At 68.5% G+C, this 19,915-nt stretch carries 19 protein-coding genes; 6 read left to right on the forward strand and 13 right to left on the reverse strand.

Annotated features, from left to right (window positions below; all coding sequences use genetic code 11):
• Window positions 1–26 precede the first annotated feature (26 nt).
• From CDA09_RS03320 to tsaE, 6 genes are all read right to left on the reverse strand, one after another.
• Window positions 27–455 (reverse strand): FKBP-type peptidyl-prolyl cis-trans isomerase, encoded by a 429-nt coding sequence (locus CDA09_RS03320; RefSeq protein ID WP_121427323.1) that lies wholly within the window; start codon window positions 453–455, stop codon window positions 27–29.
• Window positions 452–1,000, reverse strand: coding sequence for a signal peptidase II (lspA, locus tag CDA09_RS03325; RefSeq protein WP_121427324.1), 549 nt, complete (start codon window positions 998–1,000; stop codon window positions 452–454). The genes CDA09_RS03320 and lspA overlap by 4 nt, the downstream gene beginning before the upstream one ends.
• Entirely contained in the window at window positions 993–3,812 is a 2,820-nt protein-coding gene (ileS, locus tag CDA09_RS03330; RefSeq protein WP_121427325.1) for an isoleucine--tRNA ligase, read from the reverse strand. Before ileS ends, lspA begins: the two co-directional genes overlap by 8 nt.
• A 23-nt stretch (window positions 3,813–3,835) precedes the next feature.
• A complete protein-coding gene (locus tag CDA09_RS03335; protein WP_121427326.1) occupies window positions 3,836–4,783 on the reverse strand; it encodes a bifunctional riboflavin kinase/FAD synthetase in 948 nt (315 codons plus the stop codon).
• Between the two features lie 138 nt (window positions 4,784–4,921).
• Window positions 4,922–6,283: an N-acetylmuramoyl-L-alanine amidase gene (locus tag CDA09_RS03340; protein WP_121427327.1), complete on the reverse strand. Its 1,362-nt coding sequence runs from the start codon at window positions 6,281–6,283 to the stop codon at window positions 4,922–4,924.
• The gene (tsaE, locus tag CDA09_RS03345) at window positions 6,238–6,750 is read right to left on the reverse strand and encodes a tRNA (adenosine(37)-N6)-threonylcarbamoyltransferase complex ATPase subunit type 1 TsaE (RefSeq protein ID WP_121427328.1); all 513 of its coding nucleotides are present in this window, start codon (window positions 6,748–6,750) and stop codon (window positions 6,238–6,240) included. The genes CDA09_RS03340 and tsaE overlap by 46 nt, the downstream gene beginning before the upstream one ends.
• A 57-nt stretch (window positions 6,751–6,807) precedes the next feature.
• Between tsaE and queG the strand changes: the two genes are divergently transcribed.
• A complete protein-coding gene (gene queG / locus CDA09_RS03350) occupies window positions 6,808–7,830 on the forward strand; it encodes a tRNA epoxyqueuosine(34) reductase QueG (RefSeq protein ID WP_121430712.1) in 1,023 nt (340 codons plus the stop codon).
• 111 nt (window positions 7,831–7,941) lie between these two features.
• Window positions 7,942–8,676: a glutamate racemase gene (gene murI, locus CDA09_RS03355; RefSeq protein WP_286164479.1), complete on the forward strand. Its 735-nt coding sequence runs from the start codon at window positions 7,942–7,944 to the stop codon at window positions 8,674–8,676.
• Between the two features lie 13 nt (window positions 8,677–8,689).
• On the opposite strand, the gene CDA09_RS03360 is transcribed toward murI, so the two are convergent.
• The 3 genes from CDA09_RS03360 to CDA09_RS03370 are packed head-to-tail and all read right to left on the reverse strand — an operon-like array spanning window position 8,690 to window position 10,872.
• Window positions 8,690–9,568: a sulfurtransferase gene (locus tag CDA09_RS03360; RefSeq protein ID WP_121427330.1), complete on the reverse strand. Its 879-nt coding sequence runs from the start codon at window positions 9,566–9,568 to the stop codon at window positions 8,690–8,692.
• Window positions 9,565–9,927, reverse strand: coding sequence for a SpoIIAA family protein (locus CDA09_RS03365; RefSeq protein ID WP_121427331.1), 363 nt, complete (start codon window positions 9,925–9,927; stop codon window positions 9,565–9,567). The genes CDA09_RS03360 and CDA09_RS03365 overlap by 4 nt, the downstream gene beginning before the upstream one ends.
• A gap of 60 nt (window positions 9,928–9,987) precedes the next feature.
• Window positions 9,988–10,872 carry a DMT family transporter gene (locus CDA09_RS03370; RefSeq protein ID WP_121430713.1) on the reverse strand — a complete coding sequence of 295 codons (885 nt, stop codon included), beginning with the start codon at window positions 10,870–10,872 and terminating at the stop codon, window positions 9,988–9,990.
• Between the two features lie 132 nt (window positions 10,873–11,004).
• Between CDA09_RS03370 and glpK the strand changes: the two genes are divergently transcribed.
• Window positions 11,005–12,495: a glycerol kinase GlpK gene (glpK, locus tag CDA09_RS03375; protein ID WP_121427332.1), complete on the forward strand. Its 1,491-nt coding sequence runs from the start codon at window positions 11,005–11,007 to the stop codon at window positions 12,493–12,495.
• Window positions 12,492–14,069, forward strand: a complete 1,578-nt coding sequence (locus CDA09_RS03380; RefSeq protein WP_121427333.1) for a glycerol-3-phosphate dehydrogenase/oxidase — start codon at window positions 12,492–12,494, stop codon at window positions 14,067–14,069. The genes glpK and CDA09_RS03380 overlap by 4 nt, the downstream gene beginning before the upstream one ends.
• 53 nt (window positions 14,070–14,122) lie before the next feature.
• On the opposite strand, the gene CDA09_RS03385 is transcribed toward CDA09_RS03380, so the two are convergent.
• A complete protein-coding gene (locus tag CDA09_RS03385) occupies window positions 14,123–14,476 on the reverse strand; it encodes a DUF2917 domain-containing protein (RefSeq protein WP_121427334.1) in 354 nt (117 codons plus the stop codon).
• A 111-nt stretch (window positions 14,477–14,587) separates the two neighbouring features.
• Between CDA09_RS03385 and gcvA the strand changes: the two genes are divergently transcribed.
• Entirely contained in the window at window positions 14,588–15,592 is a 1,005-nt protein-coding gene (gcvA, locus tag CDA09_RS03390; RefSeq protein WP_121427335.1) for a transcriptional regulator GcvA, read from the forward strand.
• Window positions 15,593–15,601: 9 nt separating this feature from the next.
• On the opposite strand, the gene CDA09_RS03395 is transcribed toward gcvA, so the two are convergent.
• A complete protein-coding gene (locus CDA09_RS03395; protein WP_121427336.1) occupies window positions 15,602–16,951 on the reverse strand; it encodes a sensor histidine kinase in 1,350 nt (449 codons plus the stop codon).
• Window positions 16,948–17,709, reverse strand: coding sequence for a response regulator (locus CDA09_RS03400; protein ID WP_121430714.1), 762 nt, complete (start codon window positions 17,707–17,709; stop codon window positions 16,948–16,950). Before CDA09_RS03400 ends, CDA09_RS03395 begins: the two co-directional genes overlap by 4 nt.
• A 208-nt stretch (window positions 17,710–17,917) precedes the next feature.
• On the opposite strand from CDA09_RS03400, the gene CDA09_RS03405 reads away from it, so the two are divergent.
• Window positions 17,918–18,478, forward strand: coding sequence for a Spy/CpxP family protein refolding chaperone (locus CDA09_RS03405; RefSeq protein WP_121427337.1), 561 nt, complete (start codon window positions 17,918–17,920; stop codon window positions 18,476–18,478).
• A gap of 90 nt (window positions 18,479–18,568) precedes the next feature.
• On the opposite strand, the gene aceA is transcribed toward CDA09_RS03405, so the two are convergent.
• Window positions 18,569–19,882 (reverse strand): isocitrate lyase, encoded by a 1,314-nt coding sequence (aceA, locus tag CDA09_RS03410; RefSeq protein ID WP_121427338.1) that lies wholly within the window; start codon window positions 19,880–19,882, stop codon window positions 18,569–18,571.
• Between the last annotated feature and the right edge of the window lie 33 nt (window positions 19,883–19,915).

Consider the following 19,915-nt stretch of genomic DNA (forward strand, 5'->3'; position numbering starts at 1 on the left):
TCGGGATCGGGGCGCGGCGTCGTGGCTCAGAGGACGCCGATGATGTCCACCTCGAAGCGGATGGTCTTGCCGGCGAGCGGATGGTTGAAGTCGACGATCGCGCGGACGTCGTCGATCTCGCGCACGAGGCCCGAGTAGCGGTTGCCGTCGGGAGCGCCGAACTCCATGATCGTCATCGGCTCGATCTCCTGATCAGGCATGTGCTCGCGCTTCACGTGCTCGACGAGCTCCGGATTGTAGGGGCCGAACGCCTGTTCCGGCGCGAGCGTGAAGAGCTGGCGGGTGCCGACTTCGAGGCCTTCGAGCACGCGCTCGAGACTCGGCAGGAGGTCGCCGCAGCCCAGTTGCAGCGTTGCCGGCGTGCCCTCGAAGGTGCTGATGAGCGGCTGGCCGTTTTCCAGTGCGATACGGTAGTGCAGCGTTACGAGGCTGTTCGGTTGGACGGTCTGCGTCACGAGGGGTTCTCCGGAGTGGTGTTGCGGGCGTTGCGCGGGGCGCGGAACTGCGCCCACAGCATCAGGGCGACGCCGACGGTGATCGCCGAGTCTGCAAGGTTGAAGGCCGGCCAGCCGTAGCGGCCGGCGTGGAAGTAGAGGAAGTCGACGACGGCGCCATGCACGACGCGGTCGATCACGTTGCCCAGCGCGCCGCCGATGAGCAGGCTGAACGCGAGTGGCAGCAGGGTTTCCCGCTGGTGCTGGCGCAGCAGCGCCAGCAGCCAGCCGCTGACGCCGAGCGCGAGGACGACGAAGAACCAGCGCTGCCAGCCCGAGTGTTCGGCAAGGAAGCTGAACGCGGCGCCCGGATTGTAGACCAGCACGAGCTGGAAGAAGCCCGTGACCGGAATGTCTTCGCCGAAGTCGAGGTTAGCCAGCACGAGCCATTTCGTCAGCTGATCGAGGCCGATCACCAGCGCCGCGAGTTCGAGCCAGCCGAAGAAGCGGCGCGTCAGCGGGACGCTGGCGCGCGCCGCGGGCGAGGCTGCGGTCGAATCACGCATGGGCGCGCGTTTCCCCCGGGCCGGTCAGGTTGTCGTGGCAGCGCCCGCACAGTTCCGGGTGGTCGGCGTGGCTGCCGACGTCCTCGCGGAAGTGCCAGCAGCGCCCGCACTTCGCGTGCGACGACGGCGCGGCGGCGATGCCTTCGGCCGTCTCGTCGGCAACGCGGACGAGTTCGGCGCGCGAGGTGATCAGCACGAAGCGCAGGTCCTCGCCGAGGCTCGCGAGCGCATCGTAACGCGCACCGCTCGCGCGGACCGTCACTTCGGCTTGCAGCGAGGCGCCGATCTTCCCTTCGGTGCGCAGGCCTTCGAGCACCTTCTGCACCTGGGCGCGCGACTCGCGGATCAGCTCCCAGCGCGCGGTGTTCTCGGCCCCGCTGGCGGCTTCCGGCAAGGTGTGCCAAGTGTGCAGCATCACGCTGTCTTCGGCGTCTCCGCCGACGATCTGCCAGATTTCCTCGGCGGTGAAGCTCAGGATCGGCGCCATCATGCGCGTGATCGCCTGCGTGATGTGCCACAGCGCGGTCTGCGCGGCGCGGCGGGCGGGCGAGTCGACCTGCGTCGTGTACAGGCGGTCCTTGAGGATGTCGAGGTAGAAGGCGCCGAGGTCCTCGGCGGCGAAGTTCTGCAGCGCCTGCACGATCTTGTGGAACTCGTAGCGCGCGTAGTCGCCCGTGACCTGCTCCTGCAGGCGGCGCGTGAGTTCCAGCGCGTAGCGGTCGATGTCGAGCCACTCGCCGACCGGCACGCCGTGCTTCTCGATGTTGAAGTCGGCGGTGTTGGCGAGCAGGAAGCGCAGCGTGTTGCGGAGGCGCCGGTAGACTTCGACGACGCGGTCGAGGATCTCCTTGGAGATCGTCAGCTCGCCCGAGTAGTCGGTCGCGGCCACCCACAGGCGCAGGATCTCGGCACCGAGCTTGTCGGAGACTTCCTGCGGGGCGACGACGTTGCCCTTGGACTTCGACATCTTCTTGCCCTGGCCGTCGACGACGAAGCCGTGGGTCAGCAGGCCGTCGTAGGGGGCGCGGCCGTCGAGCGCGCAGCCGGTGAGCAGCGAGGAATGGAACCAGCCGCGGTGCTGGTCCGAGCCTTCGAGGTAGAGGTCGGCCGGCCAACGGCCGTCGGCGGCGTGCGAGCCGCGCAGCACGGTCCAGTGCGTGGTGCCGGAGTCGAACCACACGTCGAGGGTGTCGCGCATCTTGTCGTATTGCGCGGCGTCGGCGCCGAGGAGTTCGGCCGCGTCGAGCTTGAACCAGGCGTCGATGCCTTCCTGTTCGACGCGCTTGGCGACTTCCTCGATGAGTTCGAGGCTCTTCGGATGCGGTTCGCCGCTTTCCTTGTCGAGGAAGAGCGGGAGCGGCACGCCCCAGTTGCGCTGGCGCGACACGCACCAGTCGGGACGGTTGGCGATCATCGAGTGCAGGCGCGCTTTGCCCCAGGAGGGGAAGAACTGAGTCTCGTCGACGGCTTTGAGCGCGAGCTCGCGCAGCGTCGGTGCGCCGGCCTCGATGGCTTCGCGGCCGGGCAGGCGGTCCATGCCGACGAACCATTGCGTCGTCGCGCGGTAGATCACCGGCGTCTTGTGGCGCCAGCAGTGCATGTAGCTGTGGGTGATGTTGCCGGAGGCGAACAGGCTGCCCACTTCGGCGAGCTTCTCGACGATCTTCGGGTTGGCGTCCCACACCGACAGGCCGCCGAAGAAGGGCAGGCTTTCGTGGAACACGCCGTCGCCCTGCACCGGGTTCAGGATCTCCTCGTTGCGCATGCCGTAGCGGATGCACGACTGGAAGTCGTCCAGGCCATAGGCGGGCGCGCTATGGACGATGCCGGTACCGGCGTCGGCAGCGACGTAGTCGCCGAGAAAAACCGGCGAGACGCGGTCGTAGAAGGGGTGACGGAACTGGATGCGGTCGAGCGCGACGCCACGCGCGGCGGCGAGCACGCGGCCTTCGAGCTGGTAGCGTTCGAGGGCGGAGGCGCGCAGTTCGGCGGCGAGGATCACGAGGCCCCTGGGGGTCTCGACCAGTTCGTACATCAGCTCGGGATGGACGTTGAGCGCCTGGTTGGACGGGATCGTCCACGGGGTCGTGGTCCAGATCACGATGTAGACGGGCTGCTGCGGCAGCGCGTCGAGGCCGAAGGCGTGCGCGAGCTTCGACCGGTCGGCGTCGGCGAGCAGGAAGCCGACGTCGATCGCGGGCGACTTCTTGTCCTGGTACTCGACTTCCGCTTCGGCAAGCGCCGAGCCGCAGTCGAAGCACCAGTTCACCGGCTTGAGGCCCTTGAAGAGGAAGCCCTTGCGGTACATCTCGCCGAGCGCGCGGATCTCGTCGGCCTCGTTCGAGAACTGCATCGTGCGGTAGGGGTGGTCCCAGTCGCCGAGCACGCCGAGGCGGATGAAGTCCTTCTTCTGGCGCTCGATCTGCTCGCCGGCGTATTCGCGGCACAGTTCGCGCGCGCGGTCGGCGGGCAGGTGCTTGCCGTGCTGCTTCTCGATCTGGTGCTCGATCGGCAGGCCGTGGCAGTCCCAGCCCGGCACGTAGGGTGCATCGAACCCCGCCATGGTCTTCGAGCGGACGATGATGTCCTTGAGGATCTTGTTGACCGCGTGACCGATGTGGATGTCGCCGTTGGCGTACGGGGGGCCGTCGTGCAGGATGAACTTGGGGCGCCCCGCTGCGGCCTTGCGGATCTTCTGGTAGAGCTTCTTCTGCTGCCAGGCGGCGATCCAGCCCGGCTCCCGCTTGGCGAGGTCGCCGCGCATCGGGAAAGGGGTGTCGGGCAGGTTCAGGGTCTTGCGGTAGTCAGCCATGTTGGGTTCCGGCGTCAGGGCGATCAGGAACGATCGGGGACAATGGGATTGGCGGCGAACCAGGCGCGGGCGTCGGCCGCGTCCCGGGCGATCCGGGCCTTGAGGGCGTCGAGCGAGGGAAACTTCATCTCGTCGCGCAGCTTCCTGAGGAAATGCACGCGCAGGTGGATGTCGTAGCAGTCGCGGTTCCAGTCGAAGAGATTCACCTCGAGCGTGGGACGCCCGGCGCTGGTGACGGAGGGGCGCACGCCGATGTTGGCGACGCCAGCGACGGGGGTGTCGCCGAGGCCTTCGACGCTCACCGCAAACACCCCGGACAGTGCGGGGCGGCGGTGCTTCATCTGGATGTTGGCGGTCGGAAAACCGAGCTTGCGGCCGATCTGGTTGCCGCGGACCACGCGCCCGGCGATGCTGTAGGGACGGCCGAGCAGGCGCGCGGCGTGGTCGAGGTCGCCGTCGGCGAGGGCTTCGCGCACGGCCGAGCTCGAGGCGCGTTCGCCGGCGACGTCGAGCGTGCGCATCGACTCGACGGCGAAGCCCTGGCGGGCGCCGCGCGCCTGAAGCAGCGCGAAATCGCCCAGGCGGCGGGCGCCGAAGCGGAAATCGTCACCGATGATCAGGTGGCGCACACCAAGGCCGCGCACGAGGATGTCGTCGATGAACTGGTCGGCCGTCAGGGCCGCGAAGCGGGCGTCGAAACGACACACGTGGATGCGGTCGACGCCGGCCGCGGCGAGCAGCAGCAGCTTTTCGCGCAGCGAGGCGAGGCGGGCCGGGGCGTCGGCAGGAGCGAAGTATTCGCGCGGATGAGGCTCGAACGTCATCACCACCGCGGGCAGCGACTTTGCGCGCGCAGTGTCGATGAGCATCTGGAGCAGCGCCTGGTGGCCGCGATGCACACCGTCGAAGTTGCCGATGGTGAGCACCGAAGGTTGTGCGGCGTGCTCGGGAATCCCGCGAAAAACCTGCATAACCGCCTGAAAAAGCCGTAATTATAACGACAACGCGCCCGCTCTGGCGATGCAGGCACGCCGCTCCGATCGGAGCTGTCGCAGGAACGACCGGGCGGACCTGCGTGCAGGAAGGTCGGGGGACGACGGATCCGGGAATCAGTCCAGCTTCGCGACCTTGGTGCGGCCGAGTGGTGGGTTGTCGCGGAAATAGCGCCGCAGGCCCTTCAGGATCGCGTTGGCCATCTTGTCCTGGTAGGCGTCGTCGTTGAGGCGCTGCTCTTCCTCGGGGTTGCTGATGAAGGCCGTCTCGACGAGGATGGACGGGATATCCGGGGCCTTCAACACCGCGAAGCCGGCCTGTTCGACCTGGCCCTTGTGCAGGGTATTGATGTCGCCCAGTTCGGTGAGCACGGCCTTGCCGAGCTTGACGCTGTCGTTGATGGTCGCGGTCTGCGACAGGTCGAGCAGCGTGCGGGCGAGGTGTCCGTCCTGCTTGGCGAGATTCACGCCGCCGATGAGGTCGGCGTCGTTCTCCTTCTGCGCGAGCCAGCGTGCGGCCGAGCTCGACGCGCCACTTTCGGATAGCACGAACACCGAGCTGCCGCGCGCGTCGGGGCGCACGAAGGCGTCCGCGTGGATCGACACGAAGAGGTCCGACTGCACGCGCCGCGCGCGCGTCACGCGCTGTCCCAGCGGCACGAAGTAGTCGCCGTCGCGCGTGAGTACCGCACGCATGTTCGGCTCGGCGTCGATCTTCTGTTTCAGGCGGTGCGCGATCGACAACGTGACGTGTTTTTCGAAGCTGCCGCGCGACCCCACCGCGCCCGGGTCTTCGCCACCGTGGCCGGGGTCGAGCACGATGGTGACGAGGCGGTTCGCCGCCGGCTGCGTGGAGCGCCGGCTGTTCGGCGGTGTCCGGTCGACGGTTTCGGGGCGCGCGATCTGCGCGGGGACATCGCCGGAAGTCCGCGCATCGGTCGTCTGCCCCACCGCGGCGTCCATCGGCGTGGATTTCTCGATCAGGGCGAGGAGCGGATCGACAGGGGTCGTGGGGTACAGGTCGAGCACGAGGCGGTGGCCGTAGTTGCCGACCGGTGCCAGTGCGAACACCTGCGGGTTGATCTCGCTCTTCAGTTCGATGACGAGGCGCACGACGCCGGGGCGGTTGCGGCCTGCGCGGATGAGCTTGATGTAGGGGTCCGAGTCGAGCACCTTGGACGGCAGCGACTGCAGCACGCTGTCGAATTCGACGCCTTCGAGGTCCACGACCAGACGGTGCGGATCGCCGACGAGGAGATACTTGTACTTGAGCTGCGAGTTGCCTTCGATCGTGAGGCGCGTGTATTCGGCTGCGGGCCACACGCGCACGGCGAGCAGGCTGGTCGCGGCCATGCCGACGGGGCTGACGAGCAGCGCGAGCGTCGCGCCGGCGAGCTTCAGCAGGTCGCGCCGGGTCACGCCGGGAGCAGCGTTCATGAGGGGTTCCGGTTCAGCTCCGAATCCAGTTTGCTTGTGCATGTCCGTCCTGCCTCCGTCAGTGCCAGCGCTTCCAGGCGCCGGCCCGATCCGGATACGGTGAGGCGAATTTCGACGTCCGGGGCGGCAATGTAAGGCGCTGCCTTGTCCGGCCATTCGACCAGGCATGCCCCTTTTCCGTCGAAATATTCGTCCAGCCCTGCTTCCAGATATTCTTCTGGAACTGCGAAACGATAAAAATCAAAGTGATATAAGTGTAATCTAGAAACAAGATAAGGTTCAATCAAGGTGTACGTCGGACTTTTCACTTTTCCCGCGTGACCAAGTGCCCGCAGGGCGCCGCGCACGAGGGTGGTCTTGCCCGCGCCGAGGTCGCCGCGCAGGTAGATGACGAGGCCGGCGCGAAGGGCGGCTGCGAGCGCCGCGCCGGCCAGTTCGGTGTCGCGCTCGTCGTCGAGGTGCGCCGCAAGGGGGCTGCTATCATCTGCCCGGTGAAGAACGTGAATCATGCTGAAGTCTCTGCGGATGCCGCATCCGACGCGCCGCTGAGCGCACTCGTCGGGCGGATGAAAGTGTGGGCCGGGGAGCTCGGGTTCGCCGATCTGGCCGTGTCCGGCGTCGATCTGTCGTCTGCCGAAGCGGGACTGGAAGCCTGGCTGGCGAGCGGATTTCACGGCGAGATGGATTATATGGCGCGTCACGGCATGATGCGGGCGCGCCCTGCGGAACTGGTGCCCGGCACGCTGCGCGTCGTCAGCGTGCGCATGAACTACTGGCCGCAGGCGGCAGATGCGCAGGCCGCGCTCGCGGATGGCGCGCGGGCCTACGTTTCGCGCTACGCGCTGGGGCGCGACTACCACAGGCTGGTGCGCAACCGTCTGCAGAAGCTGGCGGAGCGGATTGCGGCCGAAGTGCCGCACGGCTATCGCGTGTTCACCGATTCGGCGCCGGTGCTCGAAGTCGAACTGGCGAGCCGGTCGGGGCTGGGCTGGCGCGGCAAGCACACCTTGCTGCTCAATCGCCGCGCCGGGTCGTACTACTTCCTCGGCGAGATCTTCACCGACCTGCCCCTGCCGGTGGACGCGCCCGAGGCGCCGCACTGCGGCAGCTGCCGCGCCTGTCTCGACGCGTGTCCGACGGGCGCGATCGTTGCGCCCTACCAGGTCGATGCGCGGCGCTGCATCTCCTACCTGACGATCGAGCTCAAGGGCGCGATCCCCGAGGAGCTGCGCCCGCTGATCGGCAATCGCATCTACGGCTGCGACGACTGCCAGCTCGCGTGTCCGTGGAACCGCTTCGCGCAGCTCGGCGCGGAGCCGGATTTCGCGCCGCGCCATCGGCTGGATGAGGCGAGCCTGGTCGAACTCTTCGCATGGAGCGAAAGCGAGTTCCAGGCGCGCATGGCGGGCAGTGCGATCTACCGCATCGGTTACGAGCGATGGCTGCGCAACCTCGCCGTCGCGCTGGGCAACGCGCCGGGCACGGCCGAGGTGATCGCGGCGCTGCAGGCGCGTGCCGGCGACCCGTCCGACCTGGTGCGCGAGCATGTCGGCTGGGCTCTGGCCCGGCACGGTCTACGGGGCGCGTGAGCTTGCGCTAGAATTCGTTTTTGTCCTGATCTGGTTGCTGCGTTGGACTATTCCCGACCCATAGGCGTCTTCGATTCGGGCATCGGCGGGCTCACCGTCGTGCGTGCCCTGATGGAGCGGTTGCCGCTCGAGCGCATCGTGTATTTCGGCGACACGGCGCGCGTGCCCTACGGGGTGAAGTCGGTCGCGACGATCGAGCACTTCACCGCACAGATCACCGAGTTCCTGCTGCAGCAGGACGTCAAGATGCTGATTGTCGCGTGCAACACGATCGCGGCGGTGGCGGCCGACGTGGTGCGGCGCCTGGCGCGGGACATCCCGGTGCTCGATGTGATCGAGGCGGGCGCGCATGCGGCGGTCGCCGAGTCGAAGGGGCACGGCATCGGCGTGATCGGCACGCCGACGACGGTCAACAGCAATGCCTACGCACGGCGCATCCACGCGCTGGATCCCGGCGTGCGCGTGTATTCGCAGGCCTGCCCGCTGTTCGTCCCCCTGGTTGAGGAGGGCTGGCTGGACCACCCGGTGACGCGGCTGACGGCGCAGGAGTACCTGAAGCCGGTGCTCGCCGAGGAGGTCGGCAGCCTCGTCCTCGGGTGCACGCATTACCCGCTGCTGAAGCCGCTGCTGCGCGATGTCGTCGGGCCGGGCGTGCGCCTGGTCGACTCTGCGCTCACGACCGCGGAGCGGGCGGCCGCGACGCTGCAGGAACTCGGCATCGCCAGCATGCATGCGGGGCCGGCGGCCTATCGCTTCGTCGTCACCGACGTGCCGCTGCGTTTCCAGACGATAGGCGAGCGCTTCCTCGGGCGTTCGCTCGGCGTGGTCGAAAAGGTCGAGTGGTAAGACGGCGGCGCCGTCAGCGCTCGGGACCGGTTGCGACCGGGCGTGCGGGGTCGGCGCACCATTCGCTCCACGAACCGGCATAGAGCCGCGAACCGGTGAGGCCGGCCGCCTCCATCGCGAGCAGGTTGTGGCAGGCGGTGACGCCCGAGCCGCACTGGTGGACGACGCGCCGCGCATCGCTGCCCTTCAGCAGCGCCCCGAACTCCTCGCGCAGCACCGAGGCCTGCTTGAAGTGCCCGCGCTTGTCGAGGTTGTCGCGGAAGAAGCGGTTGAGCGCGCCGGGAATGTGGCCGCCGACCGGGTCGAGCGTCTCGTTTTCGCCGCGGTAGCGATCCGGGCTGCGGGCGTCGATCAGGAGCATTTCGGGGTGGCGGAGGTGGTCGAGGACGTAGCCGGCGTCCACCACTTCCGGGCGGACCGTTATCCGGAAGTCGGCGGGGGTCGGCTTCGGCGACTCGGTGGTGAGCGCCTGTCCCGCTTCCAGCCAGGCGACCAGGCCGCCATCGAGGACCGCCACGCAGTGGTGCCCGAGCCAGCGCATCATCCACCACAGGCGCGCCGCGAACATGCCGCCTGCGTCGTCGTAGGCGACGACCTGGGTTTCATTGCCGACTCCGGCCGCAGCCAGGCGCCGGGCGAATCCTTCTGCATCGGGCAGCGGATGCCGGCCGTTCGTGCCGGTCAGGGCGCTCGAAAGATCTTCATCGAGGTGCAGGAAACGCGCGCCGGGAATGTGCGCGCGGGCGTAGGCCGCGCGCCCGAAATCGGGGTTCGCGAGGTCGTGGCGGCAGTCGAACACGACCCAGCCCGGATCGTGCAGGTGCTGGGCCAGCTCATGGGCGCCGATCAGCGTGCTGTAGGCAGCCGAACAGCTGGTCGCGGCACTGCTCACTGTGCGGGCTCCTCGGCTGCTTCGAGCCAGGTGCGCGCCTCGGCTTCGTCATCGAAGACGAGCACTTCCGCATCGACGAAGATCTGCGAGAGCCACGCGCTCCACGTCAGCCATTGGTCCTTCGTCAGGACGGCGATGCGGCGGAAGTCGTGCGAATGCTGGCGCGAGAAGCGGATCTCTTCCCACGCCACGTCGAGCGTGAAGCCGGCCATTTCGCGCAGGTCGAAAAGGAGACTCACCGGCCCCTCGAACTTGATCTTGTAATTGACCAGCTCCTCGAACTCCTTGTAGTCCGGGAGGGTGAATTCGCCGAAGACGGCAACCGCTACCAGATTGGGGCGATGGTCCGTGGTGATCATGACTGCCTCCGCATGGCGACTGGATGATGCGAACTACTATAGCCCCGGGCGGAAGCCGCTTCAATCATGGCTGCGGCCGCTCGCGGCGCCGGCCGGGAGCGGTTCGGCGGACGGCCGCGATGCGAGCGACACGGCCGCGCCGCTCGCGACGATCAGGACGACCGCGATCCACGCATCGAGCGGCAGGATCTCGTCCCACAGCAGTACGCCGAACAGGCTGGAAAAGATCACGGTGGTGTAGGCGAGGTTGGCGGCGACGATGGTCTTGCCGAAGCGGTAGGCGCGGGTCATCGCGAGCTGCGCCAGGGTGGCGAAGAGGCCCACGCCGAGCAGGATCGCGCCGCCGGAAAGGTCAATCGCCCGGATGTCGCCGGAGAGGGCCCAGGGGAGGCCCAGCAGCGCCGTGATCGCCGAAAACCACAGCACCGTGCGTGCCTCGGGCTCGCCGGCGCGGCCGAGCTCGCGCACGTTGATGTAGGCGAGGCTCGCGACGAGGCCGGAGCCGAGGCCGGCGCAAGCGCCGAGCCATTGCTCGGCCTGCAGCGTGGGCTTGAGCAGCAGGACGACGCCGAGGAAGCCGAGAGCGACCGACGCGATCGCGGCGCCGCGCAGGCGCTCGCGGAACCAGAACGCGAGGAGCAGCGCGACGAAGATCGGCGACGTGTAGTTGAGCGTGACCGCGGTGGCCAGCGGCAGGGCGCTGATCGCGTAGAAATAGCAGACGAGCGAGGCACAGCCCGCCAGGGCGCGCGTGACCTGCAGGCGCCAGCGGGGCGTGCCGAGCGCTACGCCTTGCAGGCGCGCGATGACGGCGACGACGAGCACGCCGACGAAGCCGCGGTAGAAGACGAGTTCCCCGGTGGAGAAGGTGCCGGCGCCGAGCTTGACGCATACGCCCATGCAGGCGAAGAGGAGGCTGGCGACGATCATCCACAGGGATTGCATGGCGATTTGCTGCGGTGCAACGAAAGGCGCCATTGAACCACATGCCGGCCGGTCGCGCGAGGGCCGGGAGGATGGTCATGCGCCGGGCGTCGCGGTAGGCTTGCGTCATCGCGAGCCTTTTGCGGGGGTGGCATGAGCTGGCTGCTGGCGCTGGATCAGGGGACGACGAGTTCGCGGGCGATGGTGTTCGACGCGGGCGGGCGCGTGTGCGGAACGGCGCAGAAGGCCTTCGCGCAGCATTTTCCGCAGCCGGGCTGGGTCGAGCACGATCCCGACGAGATCCTCGCGACACAGCTGGATTGTGCGCGGGCCGCCCTGGGCGATGCGGGGATCGATGCAGAGGCGCTGGCCGGTATCGGCATCACGAACCAGCGCGAAACGACGATCCTGTGGGAACGGGCGAGCGGCCGGGCGCTCGCGCCGGCGATCGTGTGGCAGGACCGCCGCACCGCCGCCAACTGCGACCGCCTGCGCGCGGCCGGCCATGCCGAGCTGATCCGCGCGCGAACGGGGCTGGAACTGGATGCCTACTTTTCCGCGACCAAGCTCGCGTGGCTGCTGGACCAGGTGCCCGGGGCGCGAGCGCGGGCCCGGGCGGGGGAGCTGGCGTTCGGCACGGTGGATAGCTGGCTCGTCTGGCACCTCAGCGGTGGCGCATTGCACGTCACCGATCCGGGCAACGCCGCCCGCACGATGCTGTTCAACATCCACGCCTGCGACTGGGACGACGAGCTGCTCGCGCTGTTCGACATCCCGCGCGCGCTGCTGCCGCACATCGTCGACAGCAGCGGTGTATGCGGCAAGACGTGTGTCGACATCCTCGGCGCCGCGGTGCCGATCGCCGGCATCGCGGGTGACCAGCAGGCGGCGACCTTCGGCCAGGCCTGCTTCACCCCCGGAATGGCGAAGAACACCTACGGGACCGGCTGCTTCCTGCTGATGAACACGGGCGACGAGGCCGTCGTTTCGGCGAATCGCCTGCTCACGACGGTCGGGTGGCGGGCCGCGGGGCGGACGCGCTACGCGCTCGAAGGCAGCATCTTCATGGGCGGGGCGATCGTGCAGTGGCTGCGCGACGGCCTGGGGCTGATCCGGCGCTCGCCGGACATCGAGCCGCTCGCCGCGAGCGTGCCGGACAGCGGCGGCGTCGTGCTGGTGCCGGCGTTCACGGGCCTGGGCGCACCGTACTGGGACGCCTACGCGCGCGGCGCCCTGTTCGGGCTGACGCGCGGCACCGCGGCCGGGCACATCGCGCGCGCGGCGCTGGAAGCGATCGCGTTGCAGACGGTGGACCTCGTCGCGGCGATGGATCGCGACGGCGCCGGACCGCTGACCGAGTTGCGCGTCGATGGCGGCGCGGCGGCGAACGACCTCCTGATGCAGTTGCAGGCAGACCTGCTCGGCGTGCCGGTCGTGCGCCCGCAGATGCTGGAGACGACGGCGCTCGGCGCGGCGTATCTGGCCGGACTGGGCGTCGGTGTGTGGTCGGGGCAGGACGAGCTTGCCGCGCTCTGGCGTGCCGAGCGACGTTTCGAACCGACGATGGACGCCGACCGGCGCGAAGCCCTGGTCGCGCGCTGGCACCGGGGCGTCGAACGCTCCCGCGCCTGGGCCGACGCATGAGCGTGGCTGGCGGTCGGGGTCCTGAGGTCGTGCTGGACCGGGCGGCGCTGCTCGCGCGCCTGAGGGAGACCGAATCCTGGGACATGTTGGTGATCGGCGGTGGGGCGACGGGACTGGGCTGTGCCGTCGATGCGAGCGCGCGCGGGCACCGCACGCTGCTGCTCGAAGCGCATGATTTCGCGAAAGGCACCAGCTCGCGCGCGACCAAGCTGATCCACGGCGGCGTGCGCTACCTGGCGCAGGGCAAGCTGCCGCTGGTGCATGAGGCGCTCGCCGAGCGGTCGCGCCTGCTAGCGAATGCGCCGCATCTCGTGCACAGGCTGCGTTTCGTCGTGCCCGCCTATCGCTGGCTGGACATCCCCAAGTTCGGCGCCGGGCTTGCCGTCTATGACCTGCTGTCGGGCGTGCAAGGCATCGGTCGCAGCCGCGTCCTCGACCCGGCGAACACGCTCGTCGCCTTGCCGACGCTCAATCCCGCCGGCCTGCGCGGCGGCATCGCGTACTGGGACGCGCAGTTCGACGACGCCCGGCTCGCCGTCGCCCTGATGCGCACGCATTTCGACCACGGCGGACTGGCGCTGAACTACCTGCCGGTCGATGGACTGATCGTGGAGGACGGGCACGTGCGCGGTGTGCTCGCCCATGATGTGGAAACCGGGGAGTCCTTCCGTCTTCGCGCGCGCGTCGTCATCAATGCGACCGGCGTGTGGGCGGATGCGATCCGCCGCGCGGAGCTGCCGGACGCTCGCCCCCTGCTCAAGCCCAGCCAGGGCGTGCACATCGTCGTGGATGCGGGCTTCCTGCCCGGGCGCGACGCCCTGCTGGTGCCCGAAACCGCCGACGGCCGCGTGCTGTTCGTGATTCCCTGGCAGGGCCGCGTGCTGATCGGCACCACCGATTCGCCACGGCAGGATCTCCCGCTCGAACCGGCGCCGCTCGCCGGGGAGATCGACTTCATTCTGGCCGCGGTCGCACCGTATCTCGTGCGCCCGCCCGCGCGCGCGGACATCCGCAGCGTCTTCGTCGGTCTGCGTCCGTTGATCGGCGCGGGCGACAGTGCCGCTACGCGCAGCCTGTCGCGCGAGCACTGCATCGAGGTGTCGCCGGGCGGCCTCGTCACGATCACGGGCGGAAAATGGACCACCTACCGGCGCATGGCCGAGGAGACCCTCGATACGGCGCAATCGGTGGCGGGACTGCCGCGGCACGCCTGCGTCACGGCAGGGCTGCGCCTGCACGGCGGGGAGGCGGGGGTGTCGTCCGATCCCTACGGCGCCGCACGCGCTGCCGTGGAGGCGTTGCCGGGGGCCGGACGCGCGGTGCACGCCGGCCTCGACCTGACCGAGGCCGAAGTCCGTTACGCCGCACGCTGCGAGCTCGCGCGCGGCGTCGAAGACGTGCTGGCGCGGCGCCACCGTGCGCTCTTCCTCGACGCGGCGGCTGCCGAAGCGGCGGCGCCGCGGGTGGCCGCGGTGCTGGCCGAGGAGTTGGGGCGGGACGCGGCCTGGTGCGATGCCGAGGTGGAGCGCTTCCGCACGCTCGCCCGACACTATGCGCGGCCCCGCGAACAATGACGGCGGGGGCGCGCCTCTCGCGCGCCCCGATGTGCTTGCCGGCCTCGCGCGGTTCAGTGCTCCGGTCCGGCGCTGATGCGCTCGGCCGAATAGACCGTCGCGTTGGCCACGGTCCGGGCGAATCGCCGCGTGCTGCTCTCGACCTGCGTGAGGAGGTGCTGCAGCGCGCTGGCTGGCGGAGGTTCGAGGCGGATGCGGGAATCTCGGTCGGCCTCGATGACCATCTGGCCGTCGCCCGGAACCCTGAAGTGTTCGCCCACGGCGAGCCATTTGTCTTGTGAGTAACCCTCAAGTGTCAGCCAGACGTCACCACTCTCCAGGGTGACTGCCCAGCCACATGCGTTACTGATCGACAGGATTCCACCGGCTTGCAGACTCCAGTCAGAGCGCGCATATTTCGCTTCCATGATGCCTCCATGCGATCCATTGGCGGACGATGTCCGTGGGTCGCATTGTCCCGATATCCGGCATTCGTGAAAATCGATCTTTTCTGGCATACATGTGAGCAGACTTAACATATGGAACGCCCCGGCAAACTTCCTCCGCTGCCCGCGCTGCGCGTCTTCGAGGCGGCAGCACGACTGTCCAGCGTCTCACGCGCGGCCGACGAACTGTTCGTTACGCATGGGGCGGTCAGCCATCAGATCCGCGCGCTCGAAGAGCATCTGGGCTTTCCGCTCTTCCACCGAAAGGGCCGGGCGGTGGTGCTGACGGCTGCGGGCGAGGAACTGCTGCAAGCCGCCAACGGCGCGCTGCGCCAGATCGCGGACACCGTGACGAGCCTCAAGCGGCGGGCGAACCCCAACCGGCTGTCAGTCAGCGTGATGCCGTCCTTCGCCAGCCGCTGGCTGACGCCGCGCATCGGCGCCTTCATCGATGCGCACCCCACCGCGGAGGTCATCATCACGGCGACGGGAGCGCGCGCCGATTTCAGCCGCGACGGGATGGATGTGAGCATCCGCTGGGGGCCGGGCGGCTATCCAGGCGTGCGCAGCGAACTGCTGATGGACGACGTGCTGTTCCCGGTCGTGAGCCCGAGCCTGTGTGCCGGGCATCCGTTGCGTACGCCGGCGGATCTCGCTGGCGTACCGCTGCTGCGGTCCGAAGGGGAGGACTGGGCGCCGTGGTTCCGCGCCGCCGGGCTCGACTGGCCGGAGCCGAGCAGCGGCCTGATGCTGTCGGATTCGGCGCTGGTGCTGCAGGCCGCGCTGGAAGGCCGGGGTGTCGCGCTCGCGCGGCGAAGTCTCGCGGCGTCGGCGCTGCGAGCAGGCAAGCTGGTGCGTCCGTTCGATATCCCGATCGAGACGCGCCATGCCCCCGAGGGGCTTGCGAACGACTTGCCGCCGGATCTGCCGTTTGCGCAGCGCCCGCTGTGGCGCTACTGGATCGTGCAACCGGAGCGGGGCGACACTCCGCTGCTCGCCGCTTTTCTCGACTGGCTGCGTGCCGAGGCGGCCGCCGACCTCGCGACGCCGCTCGACCCCGTGCCGATCGGGCGAGGCAGTTTCGCCACCCTGCGCTGATCCGGACGCTCAGTCCGTCGTCTGCCCGCCGGCAGCCATCGCGCGTGGCAGCGTGACGACCGCCTCCAGTCCGCCTTCCGGCCGGTTCGCGAGCCGCACCTCCCCGCCCTGTGCGCGCAACAGGTTGCGCGCGATGGCAAGGCCGAGGCCGGTGCCGCCGGTGTCGCGGCTGCGCGAGGACTCCACGCGGTAGAAGGGCTCGAAGACTTTCTCCAGTTCTTCCTGCGGCAATCCCGGGCCGTCGTCGGCGATGGCGATCTCGCAGGCGTCCGGCCGCGGCTGGAGCACGATGCGCACGCGCCGGCCGAACTTGTGCCCGTTCTCGATCAGGTTCCACAGCGCACGCCGCAGTCCGCCGAGCTGCCCGAGGCAGGGCGGGGCGCCATCGCCCGCGATGTCGACGTCCCAGCCCATGTCCTGGGCGTCGTCGCGTAAGGCCGCGACCAGGGCGTTGAGGTCTATCGTCTGCTTCGGCGCCGCGCCGTCCAGGCTGCGCGCGTAATCCAGCCCTTCCTTCGCGAGCGCCTGCATCGCATCGAGGTCGCTCTGGAACTTCGCGCGCAAGGCCTCGTCGTCGATGAGTTCCGCACGCAGGCGCAGGCGGGTGATCGGTGTCTGCAGGTCGTGCGAGATCGCCGCCAGGATGCGCGTGCGCTCGCTCACATGTTGCAGGATGCGCTCCTGCATGCGGTTGAAGGCGTGTGCCGCCTGCGCAGCTTCGGCGGGGCCGTTGATCTCCAGCGGCGCCCGGTTCGGGTCTTCGCCCAGCGCGTCGGCGGCCGCGGCGAGTCGCGTGATGGGGCGCGTCGCGATGCGCACGGCGAACCAGGTCAGCAGCGTCACGCCGACGAGCAGCGCCAGCAGCGAAGTCAGGAAGCTGCCGGGCGGGAACGGCGGCCGCATGCCGAACATCGGGCCGGGCATGCGGATGAGGAGCGGCGTCCCGTCGTCCAGGCTCAGGCTGACGAAGGCGTGCATGCGATGAGGATGCTCGTCGTCCTGCGTGTTGCGCGCGAGCACTTCGACACGATGCCCCGGGAGCGCGTCCCGCAATGCCGCCGCGAGCGGCGCCGAGGCCGTCGCCGCGGTCGCGTCGGGCGGTGGCGGTGCAAGGGCATAGCGCATGCGACGACGCCCGGCCGCATTGATCCAGTTCTCGCGCTCGTCGGCCGGCATGTGGTCCAGCACGTCGACGGCAGTCGCCACCTCGCGCACGACCCCCTCGAGCAGGACCTCGCGTGCGTAGCGGTCGCGCTCGCTGACGAACAGCGCGAAACTTACCGCGAGCACGACCACCATGCCGCCGAGCCAGATCAGCATCAGCCGTGCGAACAGCGTGCGGGCCCAGCCGAGCCTCATGGCTGCTCCGCGTCCGGCGTCACCGCGGATACGGCGCATGCAAGGACGTAGCCCTCGTTGCGCACGGTCTTGATGATTTCCGGCTCGCGCGCGTTGTCGCCCAGGCGCTGCCGCAACCGGCTCACCAGCAGGTCGATCGAACGGTCGAAGACATCCGCCTCGCGCCCCTGCGTCAGCTCCATCAACTGGTCGCGGTTGAGCACCCGCTGGGGATGCGCGAGGAAGACCGACAGCAGCCGGTACTCCGCGCCGGACAGCGGGACGACCGTGTCGTCGGTGCCGACGAGATGGCGTCCGACGGTATTCAGGCGCCAGTGCGCGAAACGCAGTTCGCTCGCGTGCTGCGCGGGGGCGGCCTCGAGGTTCGGCGGCAGGGCCCGCGCGCGGCGCAGGATCGCGCGGATGCGCGCAAGCAGCTCGCGCGGGACGAAAGGCTTCGGGAGATAGTCGTCCGCGCCCATCTCGAGCCCCAGGATGCGGTCCATGTCCTCGCCGCGCGCGGTCAGCATCAGCACCGGCGTATTCGCGTGCGGGCCGGCCGCGCGCAGGTTGCGGCACAGCGTCAGGCCATCCTCACCGGGCAGCATCAGGTCCAGCACGATCAGGTCGACCCGATGGCGATCGAGGGCCGCCTTCATCTCGCGCCCGTCGGCGGCTGTCGTGCAGCGCAGCCCCTGCTTCTCCAGGTAGTCGGCCAGCAGCGTGCGGATCTCGCGGTCGTCGTCGACGATGAGGATGTGGTCTGAGGCGTTCGTCATGATCTCGGCGTCGGTGCGACGGATTTGTGCGCGTGATCGAATCATACTGTCCGGCGGTGTGTGCTTTGTATCCCCGAGTATCGCCCGCACGCCGCGAAACACCACCATTCAAACCGGGCACGACCGGACAAACGGCGCATACATGGCGGTGCTCAAATGACTACGTCGCCCGGGCAGGGCGAATCCGACCATCACGTGGAGAACTGTCATGAAAATCTGGATCAGGAACTCGCTTGCCGCCGCGTTTGCGGCGACCCTTGGACTCGGTGCGTCCGTGGCGACTGCGGCACCGTGGGGCGACTGCGGCGGTGCGGGAGGCGGCATGCAGCGCATGCACCGGATGGACCCCGCCGCGATGTCCGAGCACATGAACCAGCGCCTCGCCGCGCTGCAGACCGCGCTCGCGCTCAAGCCCGATCAGGCGTTGGCGTGGGAGCAGTTCAAGGGGGTGATGCAGGAGAAAGGGCGCGCGATGTCCGAGCGCATGCAGGCGATGCGCACGCAGGAGCGTCCGAAAACTGCACTCGAACGCATGGAGCGCATGGAATCCTTCGCCAAGGAACGCCTGGCGTCGATGCAGGACGTGCACAAGGCTACCGAAGCCCTCTATGGCGGGCTCGATGCCACCCAGAAGAAGACTTTCGACGACCAATTCCCGATGTTCGGCCCGCGCGGCATGGCGCGCGGTGGAAAAGCGGGCGGCCGGATGGGGTCGGGACGGATGGGGCCCGGACCGGGAATGGCACCGGGCGGAGCGGGTACGAACTGAGCCAGTGCGAGCCCAATGAAAAAAGCCGCGCCTTGTGGGCGCGGCTTCCCGCTGCGGCGGGTCAGATGTCGACCCGCTTAGCCCCTTTTATCAGTGGAACTGCTCTTCTTCGGTCGAGCCGGTCAGCGCCTTGACCGAGGACGAACCGCCCTGGATCACGGTGGTCACGTCGTCGAAGTAGCCGGCGCCGACTTCCTGCTGGTGCGACACGAAGGTGTAGCCCTGCTCGCGAGCGGCGAATTCCGGTTGCTGGACCATCTCGACATAGTGCTTCATGCCTTCGCCGCGGGCATAGGCGTGCGCGAAGCGGAAGGTGTTGAACCAGTTGACGTGGATGCCAGCCAGCGTGATGAACTGGTACTTGTAGCCCAGTGCCGACAGTTCGTCCTGGAACTTGGCGATGGTCTTGTCGTCGAGGTTCTTCTTCCAGTTGAACGACGGCGAGCAGTTGTACGACAGCAGCTTGCCCGGGCAGGCTGCGAGCACGGCCTGCGCGAATTCGCGGGCGAAGCCGAGGTCCGGCGTGCCCGTTTCGCACCACACCAGGTCGGCGTACGGGGCGTAGGCGACGCCGCGGCTGATCGCCTGCTCGAGGCCGTTGCGGACGCGGTAGAAGCCTTCCTGCGTGCGCTCGCCGGTCAGGAAGGGCTTGTCGTTGGCGTCGTGGTCGGAGGTGATCAGGTTCGCGGCTTCCGCGTCGGTACGGGCCAGGATCAGCGTCGACACGCCCATCACGTCGGAGGCGAAGCGGGCCGAGATCAGCTTCTCGATCGCTTCCTGCGTCGGCACGAGCACTTTGCCGCCCATGTGGCCGCACTTCTTCACGGCCGCCAGCTGGTCTTCGAAGTGCACCCCGGCGGCGCCGGCGGTGATCATGTTCTTCATCAGTTCGAAGGCGTTCAGCACGCCGCCGAAACCGGCTTCCGCGTCAGCGACGATCGGCAGGAAGTAGTCGATGAATTCCTTGTCGCCCGGATTGACGCCGCGCGACCACTGGATCTCGTCGGCGCGCTTGAAGGTGTTGTTGATGCGGCGAACCATCGTCGGCACCGAGTCGTAGGCGTACAGCGACTGGTCCGGGTACATGGTCTCGGAGGTGTTGCCGTCGGCGGCGACCTGCCAGCCCGACAGATACACGGCCTCGAGGCCGGCCTTGGCCTGTTGCATCGCCTGACCGGCGGTGATCGCGCCGAAGGCGTTCACATAGCCCTTCTTTGCGCCGCCATTGACCTTTTCCCACAGCTTCTCGGCGCCGCGCTTGGCCAGGGTGTGCTCGATCGGCAGGGAGCCGCGCAGGCGGACGACATCGGCAGCGGCGTAGCCGCGCTTGATGCCTTTCCAACGGGGATTTTCGGCCCAGTCTTTTTCGAGGGCGGCGATTTGCTGTTCGCGGGTCAGGGTCATGACGATTCCTTCTCGACTGATGGTTTACGTTCA

It is taken from the genome of Azoarcus sp. DN11, from assembly GCF_003628555.1.
GTDB lineage: Bacteria > Pseudomonadota > Gammaproteobacteria > Burkholderiales > Rhodocyclaceae > Aromatoleum.

What these genes read in the sequence shown, in the direction of transcription:
- CDA09_RS03340 (WP_121427327.1), bottom strand. Translation starts at nt 6,283, where the DNA reads ATGCACAAGCAAACTGGATTCGGAGCTGAACCGGAACCCCTCATGAAC.
- CDA09_RS03365 (WP_121427331.1), bottom strand. Translation starts at nt 9,927, where the DNA reads ATGATCACCACGGACCATCGCCCCAATCTGGTAGCGGTTGCCGTCTTC.
- CDA09_RS03395 (WP_121427336.1), bottom strand. Translation starts at nt 16,951, where the DNA reads ATGAGGCTCGGCTGGGCCCGCACGCTGTTCGCACGGCTGATGCTGATC.
- CDA09_RS03335 (WP_121427326.1), bottom strand. Translation starts at nt 4,783, where the DNA reads ATGCAGGTTTTTCGCGGGATTCCCGAGCACGCCGCACAACCTTCGGTG.
- murI (WP_286164479.1), top strand. Translation starts at nt 7,942, where the DNA reads ATGGAGCGGTTGCCGCTCGAGCGCATCGTGTATTTCGGCGACACGGCG.
- CDA09_RS03405 (WP_121427337.1), top strand. Translation starts at nt 17,918, where the DNA reads ATGAAAATCTGGATCAGGAACTCGCTTGCCGCCGCGTTTGCGGCGACC.
- tsaE (WP_121427328.1), bottom strand. Translation starts at nt 6,750, where the DNA reads ATGATTCACGTTCTTCACCGGGCAGATGATAGCAGCCCCCTTGCGGCG.
- glpK (WP_121427332.1), top strand. Translation starts at nt 11,005, where the DNA reads ATGAGCTGGCTGCTGGCGCTGGATCAGGGGACGACGAGTTCGCGGGCG.
- gcvA (WP_121427335.1), top strand. Translation starts at nt 14,588, where the DNA reads ATGGAACGCCCCGGCAAACTTCCTCCGCTGCCCGCGCTGCGCGTCTTC.
- lspA (WP_121427324.1), bottom strand. Translation starts at nt 1,000, where the DNA reads ATGCGTGATTCGACCGCAGCCTCGCCCGCGGCGCGCGCCAGCGTCCCG.
- CDA09_RS03385 (WP_121427334.1), bottom strand. Translation starts at nt 14,476, where the DNA reads ATGGAAGCGAAATATGCGCGCTCTGACTGGAGTCTGCAAGCCGGTGGA.
- CDA09_RS03370 (WP_121430713.1), bottom strand. Translation starts at nt 10,872, where the DNA reads ATGCAATCCCTGTGGATGATCGTCGCCAGCCTCCTCTTCGCCTGCATG.
- aceA (WP_121427338.1), bottom strand. Translation starts at nt 19,882, where the DNA reads ATGACCCTGACCCGCGAACAGCAAATCGCCGCCCTCGAAAAAGACTGG.
- ileS (WP_121427325.1), bottom strand. Translation starts at nt 3,812, where the DNA reads ATGGCTGACTACCGCAAGACCCTGAACCTGCCCGACACCCCTTTCCCG.
- CDA09_RS03400 (WP_121430714.1), bottom strand. Translation starts at nt 17,709, where the DNA reads ATGACGAACGCCTCAGACCACATCCTCATCGTCGACGACGACCGCGAG.
- CDA09_RS03380 (WP_121427333.1), top strand. Translation starts at nt 12,492, where the DNA reads ATGAGCGTGGCTGGCGGTCGGGGTCCTGAGGTCGTGCTGGACCGGGCG.
- queG (WP_121430712.1), top strand. Translation starts at nt 6,808, where the DNA reads ATGAAAGTGTGGGCCGGGGAGCTCGGGTTCGCCGATCTGGCCGTGTCC.